Below are 19,108 nucleotides of genomic sequence, written 5' to 3'. Positions count from 1 at the left end.
TTATGCGGCCTCCTTTGCTTCTTTTTCTTCTGTTACTCGTTTTAAACCAATTACTCCGAAGAAGATTAAACCGATTAATAAAACTTTTACGATAGAGAAAGGTTCTCCGAAGATGAAAATTTCTGTAAGAACGATTCCGCCAGCTCCGATTCCTGTGAAGACTGCGTATACAGTGCCGACAGGTAAATCTTTATAAGCTCTAAATAATAAGACGAAACTAATTGTAATTAATAGAGCAACACCAGCCCACTCAAGTGGTGCCTCCGCTTTTTTTAGTCCAATCACCCAAAAGATTTCAATAATACCAGCGATGATTACATAAATCCATGCCATATGTCATTTCTCCTTCCTACCAGTCGTTAGGTAAAGGGCTTAAAAACGACGCATTGCAAAGGAGCAATCCGTCAGTTTGAAAGTCCGCGCCAAAATACTTTCCAAGAAGCGTCTAAACGTGTCTCAAAACGATTCAAACCTGCGTATAGTAGTTCAACCATAAGACCGTCGAGTAAGCATAGAAAAGCCTCTAAGGCGTCTTTTACTTCAATGTTATGCAGTTCATCTTGTTCGCTTGCTCTTTTAAATACCGGGAATAAAAGTTTTCCGACGTTTTCAATGTGTACATTTGCTTTATTAATAATTTGTTCGCGAAATGCATCAGGCGGAAAATAAGAAGTTCGTAACCAAAACATTGATTCTTCACTTTCACCAAATCGTTTTGCGTAGCCTTTTAATAATTTTAATAGCAATTCTTCAGTGGACGAATTGGAAAAGCTTTCGATATCGCCTGTGAAGCTCTGCAAATCTTTTTGAAGAGCAGATTCTAAGCATATGAAATATAGCTCTTCTTTTCCTTTAAAGTGTGCGTAAATCGATGGTTTTTTAATCCCAACTTCTTGGGCAATATTTGCCAATGAAGTTCCTTCATAGCCGTAGCGTGCGAAATGAGAAAGTGCTACAGCTTTAATGCGATTTGCTGTCATTTTCATCCCCTACCTACCGTTCGTTAGGTTTATTATATGAGATAAAAAACACAAAGTCAATAGGTGAAAAGCTGAAAAAGAGTGCTATAGTTAACGCTCCTTTTCAGACTGTTTTTCGCTCAATTAAATGGAATGGAAGTTCTTCTGAGTTCCCAGTTATTTGTTCGTCCTGCATCTGTTTATGGAATAAGGTAAAAGCACGTGATCCCATCGTAAGACCAGGGTGTTCAATAGTCGAAATTTCTAACGCCTTTGAAATTTCATGGTTATCGAATCCTAAAATAGCGAGATCTTCAGGGACGCGAACACCACGTTTCTTTGCCTCTGTTAATAAACCGGCAGCTACTTGGTCATTCGCTGTGAAAATAGCAGTTGGACGATTTTTCATATGTAAAATACGGTGGAGTATTTGTGCTCCGTCCTGCATTGTATAGCATTGATGAAAAATCCATTCAGGATGTAACGTTTGACCTTCGTTATGAAGTGTATCAGCAAACGCTTTTTCACGTTCCATAGAATTTACACTCGTTTTTCTTGCTAAACAAATTCCGATTTTTTCATGGCCTTTACTTAGTAAATATGCAGTACCGAGCCGGAATCCTTCATAATGATCTACGTAGACAGATGAAATGAGGGGGTGGTTCATTTTTTCACATGAAATAATAGGGGCGAATTTTGCGAAAGGTTCGATTTGTTCCCATGAACTCGTTCGAGAACAAATAATCATCCCGTCAAATTGTTTCATTTTCATCATTTCAAGAACACGAATTTCTTCAATTCTATCGTAATTTGTTTGGCATAAATTAATGTGATATCCAGCTGCTAACGCTTCGTTTCCGATTCCTTCAATAATGGTACTGAAGTAAGGGACATTAATGAAAGGGAGCATAACCCCGATTGTATATGTTTTCCCCTTTATTAAATGAATAGCATTTATATTTTTTGCGTAGTTTAATTCTTCAACCGCCTCTAGAACTCGTTTCCGTTTGTCTTCTTTTACGTAAGGGTGATTATTTAAGACACGGGAAACGGTTGATATAGATACACCAGCAATTTTAGCGATTTGTTTTATATTGGCCATATGCATCACCTCTTTACTTATTATAAAGGGAAAATAAGTAGAATGAAAAAATCTTGACCTGAAAAGCTTTTCACAATCTATGTTATAAATAGGACTTCTATTATTCGCGTAACCATTTCGTTTGGGCGTAAGAATAGCGAAGTCTTTCTGTTTGTTTGAAAGCAGTTTTGTCAAAATGTGTGAGAATAACGAGGAAAGTTTTCAAAGGTGGAGTGTGGCATTCAAGCGAATATGAACAACATATAAACGCTTTGTTCGTTAAGAGGGCGGTATGAAAGGGCGGAAACAAATTGAAAAAAGGAATCATTTGTTTCGTGTTTTCTAGTGTATTACTTAGCTCATGTTCATTTCAGCAAACGATGCAAGAAGAAAAAACATTTGTGGGAACAACAGGTGGGGCTACAGATCGCGTTACGGATCCGATTCCGTTAAAAGAACTTCCAAAATATTTTCCGGCGAAATTTAAAGTTCCTACCTTTTTACCGTATGACATTACGAGTGATGTGTTGGGGGAAGTAAGAACGATTGAAAAGAAGAATGCTGTCTTAACGATTAAATATAAACAACAGGAGCAAGGTAGACATGAGTATATTGAGCTAACTGTTGCAAATTTCCCTTACAGTTTTCCGGATTTTGTAGAAGAAAAGCGATTTCAAGAACAAATGAAATTGAATAATGGAGCGTCTGCTTATTTTAAAAATAAAGATGACTTCGAGAGAGGAGAGGAATTTGCTACGCTTCTATGGAAAGAAAAGGGGATTGAATATCAGTTATTATATCGTAATGTAGAAGAGAACGATGCAGATGTAATAAAAAAGAATCTATATTACATTGCAAACAATATGAAATAAAAAACTAACTGCAGCATGCAGCTAGTTTTTGTATGTTATTTCTTTTTAATTTTACCTGTCCAAGATTTAAATCCACCTTGTAATTGGTAGAAATCTTTGTAACCTTGTTTTTTTAAGTATTGAGCTGCACGGCCTGTACGGAATCCGCTTTGGCAGTATAAGTAAACAGGTTGATCTTGGCGAAGTTCTTTATGACGAAGGCGAATTTGTGATAACGGAATGTTACGTGCACCTAAAATGTGCCCTGCGTTATATTCGTCTGCTTCGCGAATATCGATAAGCTGTGCTTTACGGTAGCCAGCGCGAAATTCTTCTTCTGTAAGAGTTTTAATTAATTTTTTCTGATAGAAATACATCCATACAGTGTAACCGATGAACGCTACGATTACGGCTAATAAAATAATCCAAGTTGTTGACACGGTTCTATCGCTCCCTTTTTTCTTATCCTACTTTCAATATTATAATGCCCATATGTATTTATGCAACAGATTCATTTGTATATAAGGAGAAATTTCGTATTCTTTCACAAATTTTGTCGAATTTGGTAGACTAGAGAATGTGAAAAATAATTGGTTATATGAGGTGTAGGATGGGAAAAGAAAAATGGTGTTATATTAACTCTGGTCAATGTTCACCAGCGTTTAATATGGCGTTAGACGAATGTTTATTAAATTGGCAAAGTGAAAAGAAGATGCAACCAACAATTCGTTTTTATGAATGGGAAGTACCAACATTAACAGTCGGGTATTTCCAGCGTGTTGAAAAAGATATAAATATGGATGTAGTTAACGAAAAGAAATATGGGTTCGTTCGTCGTCAAACAGGCGGCAGGGGTGTACTACATGACAAAGAATTAACGTACAGTGTTATTGTGTCTGAAGATCATCCAAATATGCCAAAAACAGTTACGGAAGCATACCGCGTTATTTCGCAAGGCTTATTGGACGGTTTTAAGGCATTAGGATTAGAAGCGTATTATGCAGTTCCGAAAACAGAGGCGGATCGTGAGAATTTAAAAAATCCGCGTTCAGGAGTATGTTTTGATGCGCCATCTTGGTATGAAATTGTAGTTGAAGGAAGAAAAATCGCAGGTAGTGCTCAAACACGTCAAAAAGGTGTTATTTTACAGCACGGATCGATTCCGTTAGAAATAGATTTAGACGAACTATACGACCTATTTTTATTCCCAAATGAACGTGTGAAAGAACGTATGAAAAGTATGTTTTCTTCTAAAGCGGTAGCAATTAATAAATTGACAGACCGTACATTTACGATCGAACAGTTAATTAAAGCGTTCGAGGTTGGGTTTGAAAAAGGATTGGATATAGAGCTTGTGCCATATGAATTAACAGAAGAACAGTTACATGAAGTTCAAACGTTAGCAAAAGAAAAGTATGAAAGTAAGGAATGGAATTATAAAAAATAAGAGATGGCAATTGCCATCTCTTATTTTTTTATAGTAAATTAAGTACTTTTTCTACTTTGATTCCTTTATCTTGTAAAGAACGAAGGCGATTTACAACGTCCATAATTTCTTTGTCGAATGTAACGCTTATACCTTGGCTTTGTAGTTCTTCTTTTAAGCCTTCAATAGAATCATCTATGTCGATGCCAAGCTCGTAATCTTGACAAACTTCAATTGTCTTTTTCACGAGTTTCACATAATTTTCTTGTAGTTTTGAATTTGTTTCAGTCAAAGCAGGTTGTTTCGGTTTTGCTGGAGCAACCGGTACTGTCTCTTGCTTTGTAACTGAAGTAGGGACTACTTTTTTCACAGGTGCTGGAGTAGTTAGTTCTACAGCTGCTTCTACGCTTACTGGCTTCGGCGTCGGTACCGGAGTAGGCTTAGGGGTCATAGCAGGTGTTTCTACACGCGTAATAGGTTTAGGAGCAGGTGTAACTGCTTTTGGAGCTCCTACAACTACTTCTTTTTTCGGTGTGGCTTCTACCGGTGTTTCTTCTTGACCAGCAGCCTCTTTATTTTCTTTACTCCACATAACGCGTTCTATTTCTAGAGAAACATTGTTTTTGTTCATCGCTGATAATGTAACTTTACCAACTTCAGCGTTTCCAGTGAAATCAACAATTTTATAAATAACACTCTTGTTCCAATCCACGTTTCCGCTCAAAAATAATTCTTCGTTACATTTCGGCGTTAAGCCCTCGATTTTAATTTCTGCGTTTACACCGTTTTCACTGTATACCATAATTAGCGAAGCATTTACATCTTCGTCTGCTAACATTAGTTCACGTACCATTTTGCCGGTGCGTACTTGCGTTTTCTTCTTAACTGACATCTAATTTCTCCTCTCAAAAATTCAGTAATAATAAAAAAATCGTATAACGAAAAATAATTGCTCACGAAGATTTATGATACCGATAATAAAAGCATCACGTCAACAATTAACTTTAATTATTTTGCATTTTTCTTATTTTCTTTATGAAATTTTTCAATTTGTAAAATTAGACAGAAGAAAAACAGCCTTTTGAAAGGCTGTTAAAAATTTGATTTTTTGTATAGTAATTTATATAAAATGAAAAATAAGATAGCAATTAAGGCGTTTTGCCAAAAGGTTAGGTGGTAAATGAGATAAGGTTGTTTTTTAAAATAGACATTTAAAAATACAGCTGAACAAAATGGAGTAGCAAATGCAAATCCAAATAGAATCCTTCTTTTCCAATTCATCTTTTGATCAAAGGAATAGCGCTTTAATAAATATAAAATGAAAAGTATGCCTAGTATAATAAGTGAAACGAACAAAGTGGTTCCTGGGATGCTAAAAGCTGGGCTTAATTGTTCGATATTTTTCCTGAAGATTAAAATAAAAGTCGAAACAAGTGCATCCATTCCAAACTGTATAGCAAGAAGTAAGCTAATAACAAAACCGATTAAAGAAATTTTTTCTAACTTTGTTTGAGCTGGTAAAGCCGATATGAGTTCATCACAATAAGATTGTAAGTCATTGCCGAAAATATCATAAGCATTTTTATTTTCTCTTTGTGCTTCGATGAGATGATCTAATATTTCTAATAATAGCTCTTCTACTTGTTGTTCAGGTACGTTAGATAACCGAAGATATACTAGCATATCGCCATAAGAAGCTTCGTTTTCAAATGTTAGAAGTTCGCGTTTTTTGTTGTTCAATTCAATCATGTCTTGCGCATTCATCCCTATCACTCCCCCTGTAATAAGTTGTTCACCGTTGTCGAAACCATTCCCCAGTTTTGTTTAAATTCTTCAAGCTGTTCTATTCCTTTATCGGTTACATGATAATATTTTCGCTTTGGACCGAGTGAGGAAGCTTTTAATGTTCCTTCAATTAGCCTCTCTTTTTGCATACGTAACAATAACGGATATATGCTTCCTTCGCTGACAAATGTAAAGCCGTATTTATTTAATTTTGTACTCAGCTCATATCCATACACTTCTTCTTGCGAAATGATGTATAGGATGCAACCTTCGAGTACACCTTTTAACATTTGGCTGTGCATGATTTCCCCACCTTTTATTCAGGTAACTTGCCTTGCAAGGTAGCTGTTATCCGAATTATAACATTCAATAACTTGCAACGCAAGTTACTGAAGTGGAAAACTTTAATGCGTTTTAATTTTTCCGTGTTCTCCATACTAACGAGAGGAGGGAAGTATATGAAACCGTTTATGCCAAAACTTGTTTACTTTGAACCGAAGGCACTCGAATATCCACTTGGAAAAGAGCTGTATGAGAAGTTTACGAAGATGGGATTAGAAATTCGTGAAACGACATCCCATAATCAAATTAGAAATTTGCCAGGTGAAAATGATTTGCAAAAGTATCGCAATGCAAAGGCAACGCTTGTCGTTGGGGTGAGGAAGACATTAAAGTTTGATACGTCAAAGCCGTCAGCTGAATATGCAATTCCGCTTGCAACAGGGTGTATGGGACATTGCCATTATTGTTATTTGCAAACGACGCTTGGTAGTAAACCTTACGTTCGTGTGTATGTGAATCTAGATGAAATATTTGAGAAGGCACAGCAATATATGGATGAAAGGGCACCAGAAATAACAAGGTTTGAAGCGGCGTGTACATCAGATATCGTTGGAATTGATCATTTAACGCATGCTTTAAAGCGGACGATCGAATTTATGGGAGAAAGTGAGCATGGGCGTTTACGTTTCGTTACGAAATATTCGCACGTTGATCATTTATTAGATGCAAAGCATAATGGGAAAACGCGTTTTCGATTTAGCATTAATTCACGTTATGTGATTAAAAATTTTGAACCGGGGACATCGCCGTTCGAAGAGAGAATTGAGGCTGCTCGTAAAGTGGCAGGGGCTAATTATCCACTTGGCTTTATAGTTGCGCCACTTTATATGCATGAAGGATGGGAAGAGGGGTATCGTGAATTGTTTGAGAGATTATACAATGCCTTGAAAGATATGGTGATACCAAATTTAACGTTTGAATTAATTCAGCATCGCTTTACGAAGCCGGCAAAAAAGGTCATTCAAGCGCGTTATCCGAATACGAAACTTGAAATGGACGAAGAGAAGCGGAAATATAAATGGGGAAGATACGGTATTGGGAAATACGTCTATAAAAAAGATGATGCAGAAGTATTGGAGGAAACGATTCGAGGATATATTCGCCACTTTTTTCCTGACGCAGAAATTCAATATTTCACATGAAAGGAACTTGTATTTGAATGCGGGTTCTTTTCTCTTTTGTAGATTTAGGCTCGTTTCTACCTTGTCACGTTATTCTTTCTGGTGTATCATTTTATTGATTGCTTCGTTCGGAATAAGCAAAATGAAATTGGATGGAGGAAACCGATGCCTACCCCTAGTATGGAAGATTATATTGAACAAATTTATTTGTTGATTGATGAAAAGGGTTATGCCCGCGTATCTGATATTGCTGAAGCGCTTAGTGTACATCCATCCTCTGTAACAAAAATGGTGCAAAAATTAGACAAAGATGAATATCTAATTTATGAAAAATATAGAGGGCTTGTATTAACATCAAAAGGTAAAAAAATCGGAGAACGTCTCGTATATCGTCATGACTTGCTAGAGCAGTTTATGCGTATTATTGGTTTGGATGAAAGCAAGATTTACAATGATGTTGAAGGGATTGAACATCATTTAAGTTGGGAAGCAATTGACCGTATCGGTGATTTAGTACAATACTTTGAACAAGATGAGGTTCGAGTAGAAACACTTCGTGGTGTTCAAAAAGCAAATGAAGAGAAAAGTAATTAAGGGGAACGGATGGCGTTTCCTTTTTTATTTCAATCGAAAAGGACGGGAGAATTATGAAAGCAATTATTTTTGATTTTGATGGATTAATTGTGGACACAGAAACAATATGGTTTCACTCTTTCAGAGATGCTGTTCGTGAGTATGGCGGAGAGTTACCTTTAGAGGAATTTGCGAAATGTATTGGAACGACAGATGATGTACTTTATACATATTTAAAGGAACAATTAAAAGAAAAGTTTAACGAGCGTGCACTAAAAGAAAAGGTGACGACTTTACATAAAGAGAAAATGAAAATACCAGAAGCGCGTGATGGGGTAAAAGAATATTTAGAAGAAGCGAAAGAAATGGGATTGAAAATCGCATTAGCTTCTAGTTCATCTAGAGAATGGGTTGTTCGTTTTTTAGAAGAGCTACAGATTCGAGATTATTTTGAAGTAATTAAAACGAGAGAAGATGTTGAGAAGGTAAAACCAGATCCAGCACTTTATCGAATTGCAATAGAGGAATTAGGAATTGAACCATCAGAAGCTGTTGTATTTGAAGACTCATTAAATGGATTGAAAGCAGCGGTTGTGGCAGGATTAAAATGCGTCGTTGTTCCAAATGATGTGACAAGAAATTTACCATTTGAAAATCATCACCTTCGAATTGAAAGTATGATAGATAAAACTTTGAAAGAAGTGCTTGAAAGTATAAAGAAAGACCGTATTTCCTAAAAGGAAGCACGGTCTTTCTTTTTGTTCTTTTTACCTTCAATGACAGTTAAATGAGATTGTTTTCTTTTTCGTTTCAACGATGGAGAATTACCCTTTTTGCCCTTGTCATCAGAAGTATTTCGTTTCAAGAATGAATTGCTTAGGGGTGCTACATTTTGTTTCCCATGTTTGCGGTTCGATTGTTTTGCAGCGCGCTTATATGAGCTTTGCGAATTTGCAGAACCACTGGAATTAGTAAACATCTTGTATAGCAAGTAAAAGATACCGACAACAAGTAACATATACCCGATATTTCTTAATACACCCATTGGATTTGTAATTACAGATGAAACAAGGCCGAATATTGCTAATCCGATTATAAGCACAAATATAGCGAAAGTAAACGAACGACCGTTCATAAGGAACACCTCCTAAAAACATATATTAAAATTAGTATATTAACGATGAGGAGAGGAGTTGAACACCATTTTTAAATAATTATTGTTTGTTTTCTAAACGTAATAATTCTTCAAACGATGCAATAGCTACTTCCACTTGATCATCTGTTGGTTCTTTCGTTGTTAATAGTTGCAGCCATAATCCGGGATATCCAAGTATATGTAATACAGGAATATCTCGCAATCGATTCGTAAATTGTAGTACTTCAAACGAAATGCCGAGAACGACTGGAATTAATAAAATTCGGTTTATTACTCGTGCCCAAAGTGGATCTGTAGGAACGAGGAAATAAACAAACATTCCAATAATGACTGTAAATATAATAAAGCTACTACCACATCTATAATGGAGGCGGGTTTGCTTTTGGACGTTTTCTACAGTCATAGGAAGATTATTCTCATAAGCATTGATTACTTTATGCTCTGCACCGTGATACTGAAATACCCGTTTAATAAGTGGGGTTAAAGAAATAAAGTATATATAGCTCAATAGTAGCATGAGCTTAATGACACTTTCGACAATGATTTGCCCTGTATGAGATGGGAAAATCGGTCTCGTTAATTCAGCTAATAGTGCAGGAACTGCTGTGAAAATGACTTTACCGAATATGAAAGATAAAACGCCAACTGCTGCAACTCCTAATACCATCGTTAATTTTGATTGTTCTTCTTTTTTATTTGCAATTTGTTCATCATCTTCTGGGTGGACATCAAATCGTTCTGAAGCGAAGTTTAAATGCTTTGCTCCATTCGCACTTGCGTCCACAATGGCGGCAATACCTCGTAAAAATGGAATTTTTTTTAGGATAGATAATGCTTTATTACGAACGCGTGGTAATCGATAAAATTCAATCGATTTATCTTTACGACGAACCGCTGTAACAGTATATTCTCTACCGCCAAACATAACTCCTTCTATGACTGCTTGCCCGCCATATATTTGTTTTGACTCTTCTGCCATGTTAACACCAACCTGTATTTGTTTCTCTCTTATGTAGAAAAAGAGGCAATTGTCATACTGGGTTCTGTCGTTTTGAAATAAGACAATCACCGAGTTTCCTTTATTTTATCGACAAATACAAGTATATGACAAGAGAAAATGTTACGAGAGTCGGACATTTCATATTCTTTTTATAGACAAATTTCGCAGTATTTAAACATGCTTCAAAATAGTTTCGGGCATACTATTGAGCGGAGGTGTTGATGTGAGTCAAGAACAATTAGGAACAAGGAATTATGTGCAAATCGGTTTGTTTGGTGGAATTTTTTGGGGAGGAATATGGTATTTCCTTCATATATTTTCATTCACGGAAGCGGGACCTAATTATTTACTGTTACCATTTGCGTTTGGGAGTTGGAAAGAAGGGATATGGGGCAATCTGTCAGGAATTGTTTGCATGGGACTTCTTTCAATCTTGATTTCCTTTTTGTATAAAGCGTTTTTGGCGAAATTTGAAGGAATCATTCCAGGGATTATTTATGGGCTATTTTGGTGGGCGTTACTGTTTTTCGGAATGGGTTTAATGGCACCTGTTATTAAAAGTGCGTTCAATTTGCCGAAAGAGACGATTGTGACGACAATATGTATTTTTATATTGTATGGTGTGTTTATTGCATACTCTGTTTCTTACGCAGTAAATAGTAATAAAGCGGAGCAAGAAGGAGAAGAGAAGACGAACTATTCAAATAAGTAACTCCTATGTTAAAATGTTGTATAGATATTTAATATTAAGGAGTTTTAAGAATATGAAAAAGTTACTCCTCGTAAACGGTCCTAATTTAAATCGCCTCGGTGTTCGTGAGGTAAATGTATATGGAAAGGGCACGTTAGCGACACTTGAAGCAGATATGAAGCAAGAAGCAAAAACAATGGGAGTGGAGTTAGAATGTTTCCAATCGAATCATGAAGGTGCGATTATCGATCGTCTTCATGAGGCTGAAGATATATATGAAGGGATCATTTTAAATCCTGGAGCATTTACGCATTATAGCTATGCAATTCGAGATGCAATTGCGAGCATTTCGATTCCTGTTATTGAAGTACATATCTCTAACATTCACCAGCGTGAATCGTTCCGTCACGAATCTGTGACGGCGGCTGTTTGTGCAGGACAAATTGTTGGATTTGGTTTTTATGGCTATAAGTTAGCGTTATTTGCATTAATGGAGAAATTAAGGGAGGCATAAAGTCATGGAGAAAATCGAAAGATTAAGAAGCGCATTTGCTGAGGCTGGTATCGACGGTATTTTATTAACAAATGAACATAGTCGTAGATACATGGCTAACTTCACTGGAACAGCTGGTGTTGTACTTATTTCAAAAGAGCGTGCTCAATTTATTACGGATTTTCGTTATGTAGAGCAAGCTAGTAAACAAGCTGTTGGATATGAAATCGTGCAGCATGCAGGATTAATTATTGATGAAGTTGCAAAGCAAGTGAAAGAACTTGGAATTCAAAAGCTTGGCTTTGAGCAGGATACTCTTACATATAGCTCTTACGTAACGCATAATGAGGCGATCGAAGCTGAATTTATCCCGACTTCTGGGCTTGTAGAAAAGTTACGCTTGATAAAGACTGATTCAGAGATTAAGATATTAAAGGAAGCTGCACAGATTGCAGATGCTGCCTTTGAGCATATTCTATCATTCATTCGCCCGGGAGTATCTGAAATTGAAGTGTCAAATGAACTTGAATTTTTCATGAGAAAACAAGGAGCAACATCTTCTTCGTTTGATATTATCGTTGCTTCAGGTCTTCGTTCGGCATTACCGCACGGCGTGGCATCTGAAAAAGTGATAGAAACAGGAGATTTCGTTACATTAGACTTCGGCGCTTATTACAAAGGGTATTGTTCTGATATTACTCGTACAATTGCAGTCGGTGAACCATCTGATAAATTAAAAGAAATTTATAATGTCGTTTTAGAAGCACAATTACGTGGTGTAAACGGTATTAAAGCTGGTTTAACAGGCCGCGAGGCAGATGCATTAACGCGTGATTACATAACGGAAAAAGGATATGGTGAATACTTTGGACACTCTACTGGTCATGGAATCGGCCTTGAAATCCATGAAGCGCCAGGTTTAGCGTTCCGTTCTGATACAGTACTTGAACCAGGTATGGCTGTAACAGTAGAACCAGGTATTTATATTCCAGGTATTGGCGGCGTACGTATTGAAGATGATATCATTGTAACGAGTGAAGGTAATGAAGTAATTACGAAATCACCAAAAGAACTTATTATTTTGTAATACACAGGAGGATTTTTTTACATGATTTCAGTAAACGATTTTCGTACAGGTTTAACAATTTCAGTGGACAATGCCCTTTGGCAAGTACTTGATTTCCAACACGTAAAGCCAGGTAAAGGTGCTGCATTCGTTCGTTCTAAACTACGTAACCTTCGCACAGGTTCTGTTCAAGAGAAAACATTCCGTGCAGGTGAAAAAGTAGAAAAAGCACACATCGAAAACCGTCGTATGCAATACTTATACGCGAGCGGTGAGGCTCATGTATTTATGGATAATGGAACTTATGAGCAAATCGAACTTGGTGAAAACCAAATCGAGCGCGAATTAAAATTCCTAAAAGAAAACATGGAAGTATCTATTATGACATACCAAGGTGAAGTACTTGGTGTTGAACTTCCGAACACAGTTGAATTAAAAGTTACAGAAACGGAGCCTGGTATTAAAGGTGACACAGCTTCTAACGTAACAAAACCAGCTACATTAGAAACTGGTCTTGTTGTACAAGTACCAATCTTCATTAACGAAGGCGAAATGCTTATCATCAACACTGGTGAAGGTAAATACGTTTCTCGTGCATAGTAAAAAAGCACTCGTGATTATCACGAGTGCTTTTTTTATAGAAAATAGGGCATATAGTAAATCGCGGTGACAACAAAACTAACTAAAACAAGTGAAAGAGTACCCGCTATATATGGTGTGAAAATGAATTGAAATGGTTTTATTTCACCAGTCTCCACACCAGTTAATGTTTTACTTATTGCGTGATCTGTAATGTTATTTCTATGGTTACTCATAATAATTAACCACATAATTGCAAATATTGCTAGACTGCCAAGGAAAAAGGTCTCTATAAATGACCAACCGACCAATAATGAAAAAAGATAAATAAGAGCTAATTCTACTACAATTGTTAAACTAATTTTCAAAACTTTCATATTTTTCCCCCTCATTTTGTACGTCCAGCCAATTTAAAAATTTCTTACGCGATACGATATGCAGTACGCAAGGTGACTTTACTTCTTTCTCCAGTGCAGCATGTTCGCCTGGAAACCTGTTTTTCACATGCAATGAAATGTAAGGTAGTTTTTCTTGTGCTTTTAACGAGCGAATGTTAATCGTTTTAGCACCAGTGAATACGTATGTAAGTTGTAAGTCTAAAAAAGCGATTTTAAAGATTTCTTTTTTAGCTGCCTCATTATACCCTTTACCCCAATATGGATAGCCAAGCCAACTACCAATGTGAGATTGTTTCTTCTCATAATTAATATGTTTAAGTGTGGTGAGGCCAAGTATTTCATTTTCTGCATTTACAATCATTCTCGATAAAGACTTCTTTTGGCGCTCTTCTTCTATTGCAAAAAGAAGAAATGCTTTCGTGTCTTCGACTTTTTCTACCTGTATTCCTAATGCATTTTTTACGTGTGGTTCACTTGATAGCTCAAAAATCACATTTGCATAGCGTAAATCAAGTGGTAATAAAGTAACGTGCTGTATCGCCTATACCCCTTTTAAATTAAACATACCATAATATACCATTAAATAACACAAATATTCAGATTTAAATAAAGGTGTTAGAGAAAAATTATGTTTTTACTTCTGAAATAGACAACCTCTGCATATGGTTGTACAAATATATTCTTTTTTAGAATGTAGAATTCGTAACCGTTACGGGAGAAGGTGGGAGAATGAAACAGTGGCTAGCGGCAATGGAAACATCCGTGCTCGTAATGGGGTTACTTCGGTTGTTTTCGGGTAGCGCGGAAATATTCGCCGCTTTGCTTATGCTTTACGTGAATGATGCGAAGAAAGCATTGTTTATAAATGGTATGTTGGCGTTTGTTGGACCGACCGTATTAATTTTAACAATGACAATAGGCATAGCGAGTGTAGCGAGCGAAATTTCTTTCTTGAAACTCTTTTTTCTGGCACTTGGAATTGGCTGCATTTTTATCGCATTGTTGAAATAGTAAGTCGAGTATAGTGGGGAGAAGCCTATGAAAGAAGTATTAGAGGTTTTACCAAAAACGATGAAACAGTTAGTTGAAAGTTGTAAGCAATACAATACTTTAGAGGAAATTCGTGTTCGAATTGGAAGACCGCTAGAGTGTATTGCGCATGGAGAGGTGTTTTTTTATGACTATATCGCTACAGCAGAAGATGCCAGTTACTTATTGAATAAGTTAAGTCAATTCTCAATTTATACGATGGAAGAGGAATTGAAACGTGGGTATGTGACACTTCGAGGAGGACATAGAATTGGCCTAGCAGGAAAAGTCATTACAGAGAAAAGTACAGTGAAAATGATTCGTGATGTCTCTTCATTTAATATTCGTATTGCTCGTCAAAAAATAGGAATAGCTGAGCCGCTTTTGCCGTATTTGTATGAATCAAGATGGTTAAACACAATGGTAATTGGCCCGCCGCAAACGGGGAAAACGACACTTTTAAGAGATGTAGCACGTTGCATGAGTCAAGGGGTTGGTACGTCGGAAATTCCTTCTTGCAAAGTGGGGATTGTTGATGAGCGGTCAGAAATTGCTGGATGTGTGAAAGGAATCCCTCAGTATGAATTTGGTACACGAGTAGATGTGTTAGACGCATGTCCAAAGGCTGAAGGAATGATGATGATGATACGTTCTATGAGTCCAGATGTTTTGATCGTAGATGAGATTGGACGTAAAGAAGATAGTGAAGCAATTATGGAGGCGGTGCATGCAGGGGTCCAGCTTTTTATAAGTGCACACGGGTTTTCTTATGATGATGTTGTGAAACGTCCATCGCTACAGGCAGTGCTGGAGCTTGGCATATTTGATAGGTTTGTGGAGTTATCAAAAGCAAGAGGCCCAGGAACAGTTATGCAAGTGAAAGATAGATATGGAAAACCAGTACTACCGAATCGAAAGGCTGGGGGCGTATGGTGAAAATAATTGGTGCAGTGTTAATCGTTGCGGTCAGCACTTTTTTCGGGTTTTCATACGCAAAAAGATATAGTGAGAGGCCGCGGCAACTTAGACTATTAAAATCGGCACTCCAATCATTAGAGGCAGAAATTATGTATGGGCACACACCTTTATCTGAAGCCGCCGAACGATTAGTTAAACAAATGCCCAAGCCATTAAATTGGATATTTCAAAGTTTCGCCAAAAAACTAGAAAACGGGGAACAAACAGTAAGGGAAGCTTGGATAGAAAGTTTGAAAGAGAATTGGAAGTTAACCGCATTTCAACAAACCGAGTATGAAATCTTGCAGCAATTTGGTGAAACACTTGGACAACATGATCGTGAATCACAACAAAAACATATTCGATTATGTATTACACATTTAGAGAGAGAGGAAGAAGAAGCGAAAGCGTTACAACTGCAATATGAAAAAATGATTAAGAGCTTAGGGGTACTAGCGGGGCTACTTATCGTAATTTTACTGCTATAGGAGGGAGAAAGGCGATGTCCATTGATGTTGGATTAATATTTCAAATCGCCGGAATCGGCATTGTTTTAGCTTTCATTCATACCGTATTAAAAGAATTAAAACGAGAGGATATTGCAAATTGGGTTATCCTTGTCGGTTTTGTCGTCATTCTATTCCATGTTGCATTTTTAATTAATACGTTGTTCGACAAGATTAAAAGTGTCTTTCTCTTCCAGTAAAGGAGGCGGTTCGAATCGAAATTATACAAATTGTCGGATTAGGCCTCGTTGCTACGTTTTTAGCAGCTGTTTTGAATCAGCATAAATCTAGCATTACATCGTTATTTATTGTTTTTGTAGGTAGCGTAATGTTTCTTATTTTAATCGATCAAATTCACTCTATTTTACAAATGATTGAGAGAGTAGCGAGTGAAGCGAAAGTTAGCAACGTCTATGTAGAAACGTTACTGAAAATTATTGGGATTGCTTATATCGCTGAGTTTGGAGCGCAAATTACAAAAGATGCTGGGCAAGGTGCAATCGCTTCGAAAATTGAACTAGCTGGTAAAATCTTAATTCTCGTTATGGCAATTCCTATTTTGACAGTCGTAATTGAAACTATTCTCGGATTTTTACCGACGGGATAAGGGGGAGTGAATGTTGAGGAAGTTTGGAGCTAAGCTGCTATTTGCTTGCTTCCTTTTCTTTTCTTTACCGGTTGTTGTACAAGCTTCTCCTGTAGAAACAAACGTCGTTGATCAACAATTGGATAAGCTCGGAATTGAAGATGTGAAGCAATTTTGGGACGGGCTTGTTACAAAATATGGAGGTTATTTACCAGAGAGTCAAAAAGGAAGCTTTATGGAGTTTGTAAAGGGAGAAAAAGAATTCTCTATAAAAGAATGGATGCTAGGTTTATTAAAATATTTGTTTCACGAGCTTGCTGCAAATGGAAAGCTACTTGGAACACTCATTATGCTCACAATTTTTAGTGCATTGTTGCAATCACTGCAATCTGCCTTTTCAAAGAGTAGTGTAAGTAAAATTGCCGATGCAGTTGTATATATGGTGCTTATTATTTTTGCTTTAAATAGTTTTTATGTGGTTATGACATATGCAAGAGAAACGATACAAACAATGGTAGATTTCATATTAGCGCTATTACCAATCTTGCTTGCACTCATCGCAACTGGAGGCGGTGTTGTATCTGTATCGTTTTTTCATCCGATTATCATTTTCTTAATGAATACGAGTGGGCTTCTTATGAATTACATCGTTCTACCACTTTTATTACTTGCAACGATATTAAGTATTGTAAGTACGATGAGTGATCAATATAAAGTTACGAAATTGTCCAAGCTTCTGCAAAACGTTAGCGTTGGGATTATCGGGATCTTTTTAACGATTTTTTTAGGAGTATTATCTGTACAAGGAACAGCGACAGCGGTTGCTGATGGGATAGCTGTGAAAACTGCTAAATTTGTAACAGGGAACTTTATTCCTGTAGTTGGAAGGATGTTTACAGAGGCAGCGGATACTGTTATTAGTGCGTCGGGGTTATTAAAAAATACAGTTGGAATCATAGGGCTCGTTATTTTATGTTTAATTGTCGCTTTTCCAGCGATTCAAATTTTCTGTATCGCGTTTATTTATAAATTCGCAGCAGCAGTATTGCAACCAGTTGGCGGAGGAGCAATTATTCAATGTTTAGATATCATTGGACGAAGCATCATTTACGTGTTTGCTTGCTTAGCTATCGTATCATTTATGTTCTTTTTAAGTATCACAATTATTATTGCTGCGGGGAATATTACACTTATGATGCGGTAGGAGGTGAAGAGTATGCAATTTGTTACAGAGTGGATCAGAAATATTATCGTTTTTTTGCTCTTAGCGACAATGCTTCATCTTATTCTTCCAAATTCAAATTTGCAAAAATACGTTAAATTCGTTGTAAGTCTTTTGTTAGTTGTATTAATTTTAACGCCTCTTTTTAAACTATTGCAGACAGATGTAAATGAAGTAATTGCAAATTTTAATGAAGAAAAGTACGTAGCAGAAGGATCTGTAAAAAATTCAATAGATTCGAAGAAAAAAGAAATACAAGCTCTAACACGTGCATATAGTTTAGAAGAGATGGCTACCAAAATGAAAAAAGAAGTAGGAAAAGAGTTTGAGAAAAAGTATGGTATGACTGTCTCTGAAATACAAATAGTCGCAACAGAAAATACAGAAGAAGTAAAGTCAGCGAAAGATATTCAATCTGTTGTTGTGACGTTGAAAGAAAAAGAAAGCAGTAAAAATGATGCAATCGAAACGGTAAAGCCAATTGAAATTAACACGAAAGAGCCTCCAAAAAAAGTGGAAGAAACGAATGTGGAAATGAAAGATTTCTTTTCAAGCAGGTGGCAACTAGAGGGTAAACAAATCCAAGTTCAAATGGAAGGGAGGACAGGTAGAGTAAATGGACAATAAAGATAAAAATTCGAAGTTCTCATTTTTTCGAAACTTATTGAATGGGGATCAAAAAGAAAGCAACGAGAAGGGGAAAAAGGTAACACCTAAGTTTTTACTTGTCCTACTCATACTTGGAATTTTGCTTATGTTTTCTAGTAGTCTCTTTTCAAGTAAAAAAGAAGAAGTACCTGTATTTAAAGAACAAAAAACTCAAAACCAAGAAAAAGACGTACCAACTTTTGGACAAAAAAGTAATGATAGTATGTCAAATGTAGAAAAATATGAAAAAGCGTATGAACAAGAATTAAAAGCTGCTTTAGAAGAAATAGCAGGAGTAAAAGACGTAACGATTAAGGTGAATTTAGATTCATCTGAAGAAAAAATTTTAGAAAAAAATACAGTGAAACGCTCACAAACAACAGGTGAAACAGATAAAACAGGCGGTAAGAGGGAAGTAGAGGACGAGTCTCTTGATGAAAAGACTGTCATTATACGTGAAGGTGATAAAGAAACTCCCGTTGTTTTACGGACAGAGAAACCGAAAGTACGAGGTGTTCTCGTCGTAGCAAAAGGAGTGGATAATATACAAGTTAAAGCAATGGTAAAAGAAGCTGTGATAAGGCTGCTAGATGTACCAGCCCATCGTGTTTCAGTTTCACCGAAAAATTGATAGGGAGG

The 19,108-nt window shown here is 36.6% G+C and carries 28 protein-coding genes; 17 read left to right on the top strand and 11 right to left on the bottom strand.

Annotation, left to right across the window (positions count from 1 at the left end):
• From ACS2MN_RS14675 to ACS2MN_RS14665, 3 genes are all read right to left on the bottom strand, one after another.
• Window positions 1-333, bottom strand: coding sequence for a DMT family transporter (locus ACS2MN_RS14675; protein ID WP_000312339.1), 333 nt, complete (start codon window positions 331-333; stop codon window positions 1-3).
• Window positions 334-404: 71 nt separating this feature from the next.
• Window positions 405-986, bottom strand: coding sequence for a TetR/AcrR family transcriptional regulator (locus ACS2MN_RS14670; protein WP_002005730.1), 582 nt, complete (start codon window positions 984-986; stop codon window positions 405-407).
• A gap of 97 nt (window positions 987-1,083) precedes the next feature.
• The gene (locus ACS2MN_RS14665) at window positions 1,084-2,061 is read right to left on the bottom strand and encodes a LacI family DNA-binding transcriptional regulator (protein ID WP_098805654.1); all 978 of its coding nucleotides are present in this window, start codon (window positions 2,059-2,061) and stop codon (window positions 1,084-1,086) included.
• 314 nt (window positions 2,062-2,375) lie between these two features.
• Here ACS2MN_RS14665 and ACS2MN_RS14660 point away from each other — a divergent pair, with 314 nt between their 5' ends.
• Window positions 2,376-2,912 carry a hypothetical protein gene (locus ACS2MN_RS14660; RefSeq protein ID WP_002048959.1) on the top strand — a complete coding sequence of 179 codons (537 nt, stop codon included), beginning with the start codon at window positions 2,376-2,378 and terminating at the stop codon, window positions 2,910-2,912.
• Between the two features lie 35 nt (window positions 2,913-2,947).
• Here ACS2MN_RS14660 and ACS2MN_RS14655 read toward each other — a convergent pair whose 3' ends face one another.
• Complete coding sequence (locus ACS2MN_RS14655; RefSeq protein WP_000108653.1) at window positions 2,948-3,331, bottom strand: rhodanese-like domain-containing protein; 384 nt, start codon at window positions 3,329-3,331, stop codon at window positions 2,948-2,950.
• A gap of 170 nt (window positions 3,332-3,501) precedes the next feature.
• Between ACS2MN_RS14655 and ACS2MN_RS14650 the strand changes: the two genes are divergently transcribed.
• On the top strand, window positions 3,502-4,338 hold the full coding sequence (locus ACS2MN_RS14650; RefSeq protein ID WP_000514090.1) for a lipoate--protein ligase family protein: 837 nt from the start codon (window positions 3,502-3,504) through the stop codon (window positions 4,336-4,338).
• Window positions 4,339-4,366: 28 nt separating this feature from the next.
• Here ACS2MN_RS14650 and ACS2MN_RS14645 read toward each other — a convergent pair whose 3' ends face one another.
• The 3 genes from ACS2MN_RS14645 to ACS2MN_RS14635 all read right to left on the bottom strand — a co-directional run bounded on the left by ACS2MN_RS14645 (window position 4,367) and on the right by ACS2MN_RS14635 (window position 6,404).
• Window positions 4,367-5,209: a hypothetical protein gene (locus tag ACS2MN_RS14645; protein WP_346994717.1), complete on the bottom strand. Its 843-nt coding sequence runs from the start codon at window positions 5,207-5,209 to the stop codon at window positions 4,367-4,369.
• A 200-nt stretch (window positions 5,210-5,409) separates the two neighbouring features.
• On the bottom strand, window positions 5,410-6,081 hold the full coding sequence (locus tag ACS2MN_RS14640) for a DUF1129 family protein (protein ID WP_142285934.1): 672 nt from the start codon (window positions 6,079-6,081) through the stop codon (window positions 5,410-5,412).
• A gap of 5 nt (window positions 6,082-6,086) precedes the next feature.
• On the bottom strand, window positions 6,087-6,404 hold the full coding sequence (locus ACS2MN_RS14635) for a PadR family transcriptional regulator (protein ID WP_087949762.1): 318 nt from the start codon (window positions 6,402-6,404) through the stop codon (window positions 6,087-6,089).
• Window positions 6,405-6,560: 156 nt separating this feature from the next.
• On the opposite strand from ACS2MN_RS14635, the gene splB reads away from it, so the two are divergent.
• The 3 genes from splB to ACS2MN_RS14620 all read left to right on the top strand — a co-directional run bounded on the left by splB (window position 6,561) and on the right by ACS2MN_RS14620 (window position 8,875).
• Window positions 6,561-7,586: a spore photoproduct lyase gene (splB, locus tag ACS2MN_RS14630; protein WP_000802126.1), complete on the top strand. Its 1,026-nt coding sequence runs from the start codon at window positions 6,561-6,563 to the stop codon at window positions 7,584-7,586.
• 144 nt (window positions 7,587-7,730) lie between these two features.
• Window positions 7,731-8,159 carry a transcriptional regulator MntR gene (mntR, locus tag ACS2MN_RS14625; RefSeq protein WP_001143071.1) on the top strand — a complete coding sequence of 143 codons (429 nt, stop codon included), beginning with the start codon at window positions 7,731-7,733 and terminating at the stop codon, window positions 8,157-8,159.
• A 53-nt stretch (window positions 8,160-8,212) separates the two neighbouring features.
• The gene (locus tag ACS2MN_RS14620) at window positions 8,213-8,875 is read left to right on the top strand and encodes an HAD family hydrolase (protein WP_142344977.1); all 663 of its coding nucleotides are present in this window, start codon (window positions 8,213-8,215) and stop codon (window positions 8,873-8,875) included.
• Here the strand turns inward: ACS2MN_RS14620 and ACS2MN_RS14615 are convergent.
• Window positions 8,872-9,273, bottom strand: a complete 402-nt coding sequence (locus ACS2MN_RS14615) for an SA1362 family protein (RefSeq protein ID WP_001014465.1) — start codon at window positions 9,271-9,273, stop codon at window positions 8,872-8,874. The two genes, ACS2MN_RS14620 and ACS2MN_RS14615, sit on opposite strands and share 4 nt — an antisense overlap.
• 79 nt (window positions 9,274-9,352) lie before the next feature.
• Window positions 9,353-10,273, bottom strand: coding sequence for a DUF1385 domain-containing protein (locus tag ACS2MN_RS14610; protein ID WP_198130245.1), 921 nt, complete (start codon window positions 10,271-10,273; stop codon window positions 9,353-9,355).
• A gap of 244 nt (window positions 10,274-10,517) precedes the next feature.
• On the opposite strand from ACS2MN_RS14610, the gene ACS2MN_RS14605 reads away from it, so the two are divergent.
• The 4 genes from ACS2MN_RS14605 to efp are packed head-to-tail and all read left to right on the top strand — an operon-like array spanning window position 10,518 to window position 13,144.
• A complete protein-coding gene (locus ACS2MN_RS14605; RefSeq protein WP_000076902.1) occupies window positions 10,518-11,006 on the top strand; it encodes a YqhR family membrane protein in 489 nt (162 codons plus the stop codon).
• A 52-nt stretch (window positions 11,007-11,058) separates the two neighbouring features.
• Window positions 11,059-11,499, top strand: coding sequence for a type II 3-dehydroquinate dehydratase (gene aroQ, locus ACS2MN_RS14600; RefSeq protein WP_000735144.1), 441 nt, complete (start codon window positions 11,059-11,061; stop codon window positions 11,497-11,499).
• A gap of 4 nt (window positions 11,500-11,503) precedes the next feature.
• Window positions 11,504-12,565: a Xaa-Pro dipeptidase gene (gene pepQ, locus ACS2MN_RS14595; RefSeq protein ID WP_000411034.1), complete on the top strand. Its 1,062-nt coding sequence runs from the start codon at window positions 11,504-11,506 to the stop codon at window positions 12,563-12,565.
• A 21-nt stretch (window positions 12,566-12,586) separates the two neighbouring features.
• A complete protein-coding gene (efp, locus tag ACS2MN_RS14590; protein WP_000626519.1) occupies window positions 12,587-13,144 on the top strand; it encodes an elongation factor P in 558 nt (185 codons plus the stop codon).
• 35 nt (window positions 13,145-13,179) lie between these two features.
• Here the strand turns inward: efp and ACS2MN_RS14585 are convergent, their stop codons facing one another.
• Both ACS2MN_RS14585 and ACS2MN_RS14580 read right to left on the bottom strand, forming a co-directional pair.
• Window positions 13,180-13,500, bottom strand: a complete 321-nt coding sequence (locus tag ACS2MN_RS14585; RefSeq protein WP_000866179.1) for a hypothetical protein — start codon at window positions 13,498-13,500, stop codon at window positions 13,180-13,182.
• Entirely contained in the window at window positions 13,481-14,059 is a 579-nt protein-coding gene (locus ACS2MN_RS14580; protein WP_087949760.1) for a GNAT family N-acetyltransferase, read from the bottom strand. Before ACS2MN_RS14580 ends, ACS2MN_RS14585 begins: the two co-directional genes overlap by 20 nt.
• Window positions 14,060-14,250: 191 nt before the next feature.
• On the opposite strand from ACS2MN_RS14580, the gene ACS2MN_RS14575 reads away from it, so the two are divergent.
• The 8 genes from ACS2MN_RS14575 to spoIIIAG are packed head-to-tail and all read left to right on the top strand — an operon-like array spanning window position 14,251 to window position 19,100.
• On the top strand, window positions 14,251-14,532 hold the full coding sequence (locus tag ACS2MN_RS14575) for a YqhV family protein (protein WP_000816054.1): 282 nt from the start codon (window positions 14,251-14,253) through the stop codon (window positions 14,530-14,532).
• Window positions 14,533-14,559: 27 nt separating this feature from the next.
• Window positions 14,560-15,486: a stage III sporulation protein AA gene (gene spoIIIAA, locus ACS2MN_RS14570; protein WP_087949758.1), complete on the top strand. Its 927-nt coding sequence runs from the start codon at window positions 14,560-14,562 to the stop codon at window positions 15,484-15,486.
• Window positions 15,480-15,995, top strand: coding sequence for a stage III sporulation protein SpoIIIAB (spoIIIAB, locus tag ACS2MN_RS14565; RefSeq protein WP_015000953.1), 516 nt, complete (start codon window positions 15,480-15,482; stop codon window positions 15,993-15,995). The genes spoIIIAA and spoIIIAB overlap by 7 nt, the downstream gene beginning before the upstream one ends.
• Window positions 15,996-16,009: 14 nt before the next feature.
• Window positions 16,010-16,213 (top strand): stage III sporulation protein AC, encoded by a 204-nt coding sequence (gene spoIIIAC, locus ACS2MN_RS14560; RefSeq protein ID WP_000020914.1) that lies wholly within the window; start codon window positions 16,010-16,012, stop codon window positions 16,211-16,213.
• Between the two features lie 23 nt (window positions 16,214-16,236).
• Complete coding sequence (spoIIIAD, locus tag ACS2MN_RS14555; RefSeq protein WP_077393170.1) at window positions 16,237-16,620, top strand: stage III sporulation protein AD; 384 nt, start codon at window positions 16,237-16,239, stop codon at window positions 16,618-16,620.
• A 10-nt stretch (window positions 16,621-16,630) separates the two neighbouring features.
• Complete coding sequence (gene spoIIIAE, locus ACS2MN_RS14550; protein ID WP_000944633.1) at window positions 16,631-17,803, top strand: stage III sporulation protein AE; 1,173 nt, start codon at window positions 16,631-16,633, stop codon at window positions 17,801-17,803.
• Between the two features lie 12 nt (window positions 17,804-17,815).
• Window positions 17,816-18,448 (top strand): stage III sporulation protein AF, encoded by a 633-nt coding sequence (spoIIIAF, locus tag ACS2MN_RS14545; protein ID WP_001161041.1) that lies wholly within the window; start codon window positions 17,816-17,818, stop codon window positions 18,446-18,448.
• On the top strand, window positions 18,438-19,100 hold the full coding sequence (spoIIIAG, locus tag ACS2MN_RS14540; protein ID WP_000368888.1) for a stage III sporulation protein AG: 663 nt from the start codon (window positions 18,438-18,440) through the stop codon (window positions 19,098-19,100). The genes spoIIIAF and spoIIIAG overlap by 11 nt, the downstream gene beginning before the upstream one ends.
• The last annotated feature ends 8 nt before the right edge of the window (window positions 19,101-19,108 follow it).

This window comes from Bacillus cereus group sp. BceL062 (assembly GCF_051780025.1).
GTDB classification, from domain to species: domain Bacteria; phylum Bacillota; class Bacilli; order Bacillales; family Bacillaceae_G; genus Bacillus_A; species Bacillus_A toyonensis.
Note: the sequence above shows the minus strand (reverse complement) of the source record. Positions and strands in the feature narration are given on the sequence as shown.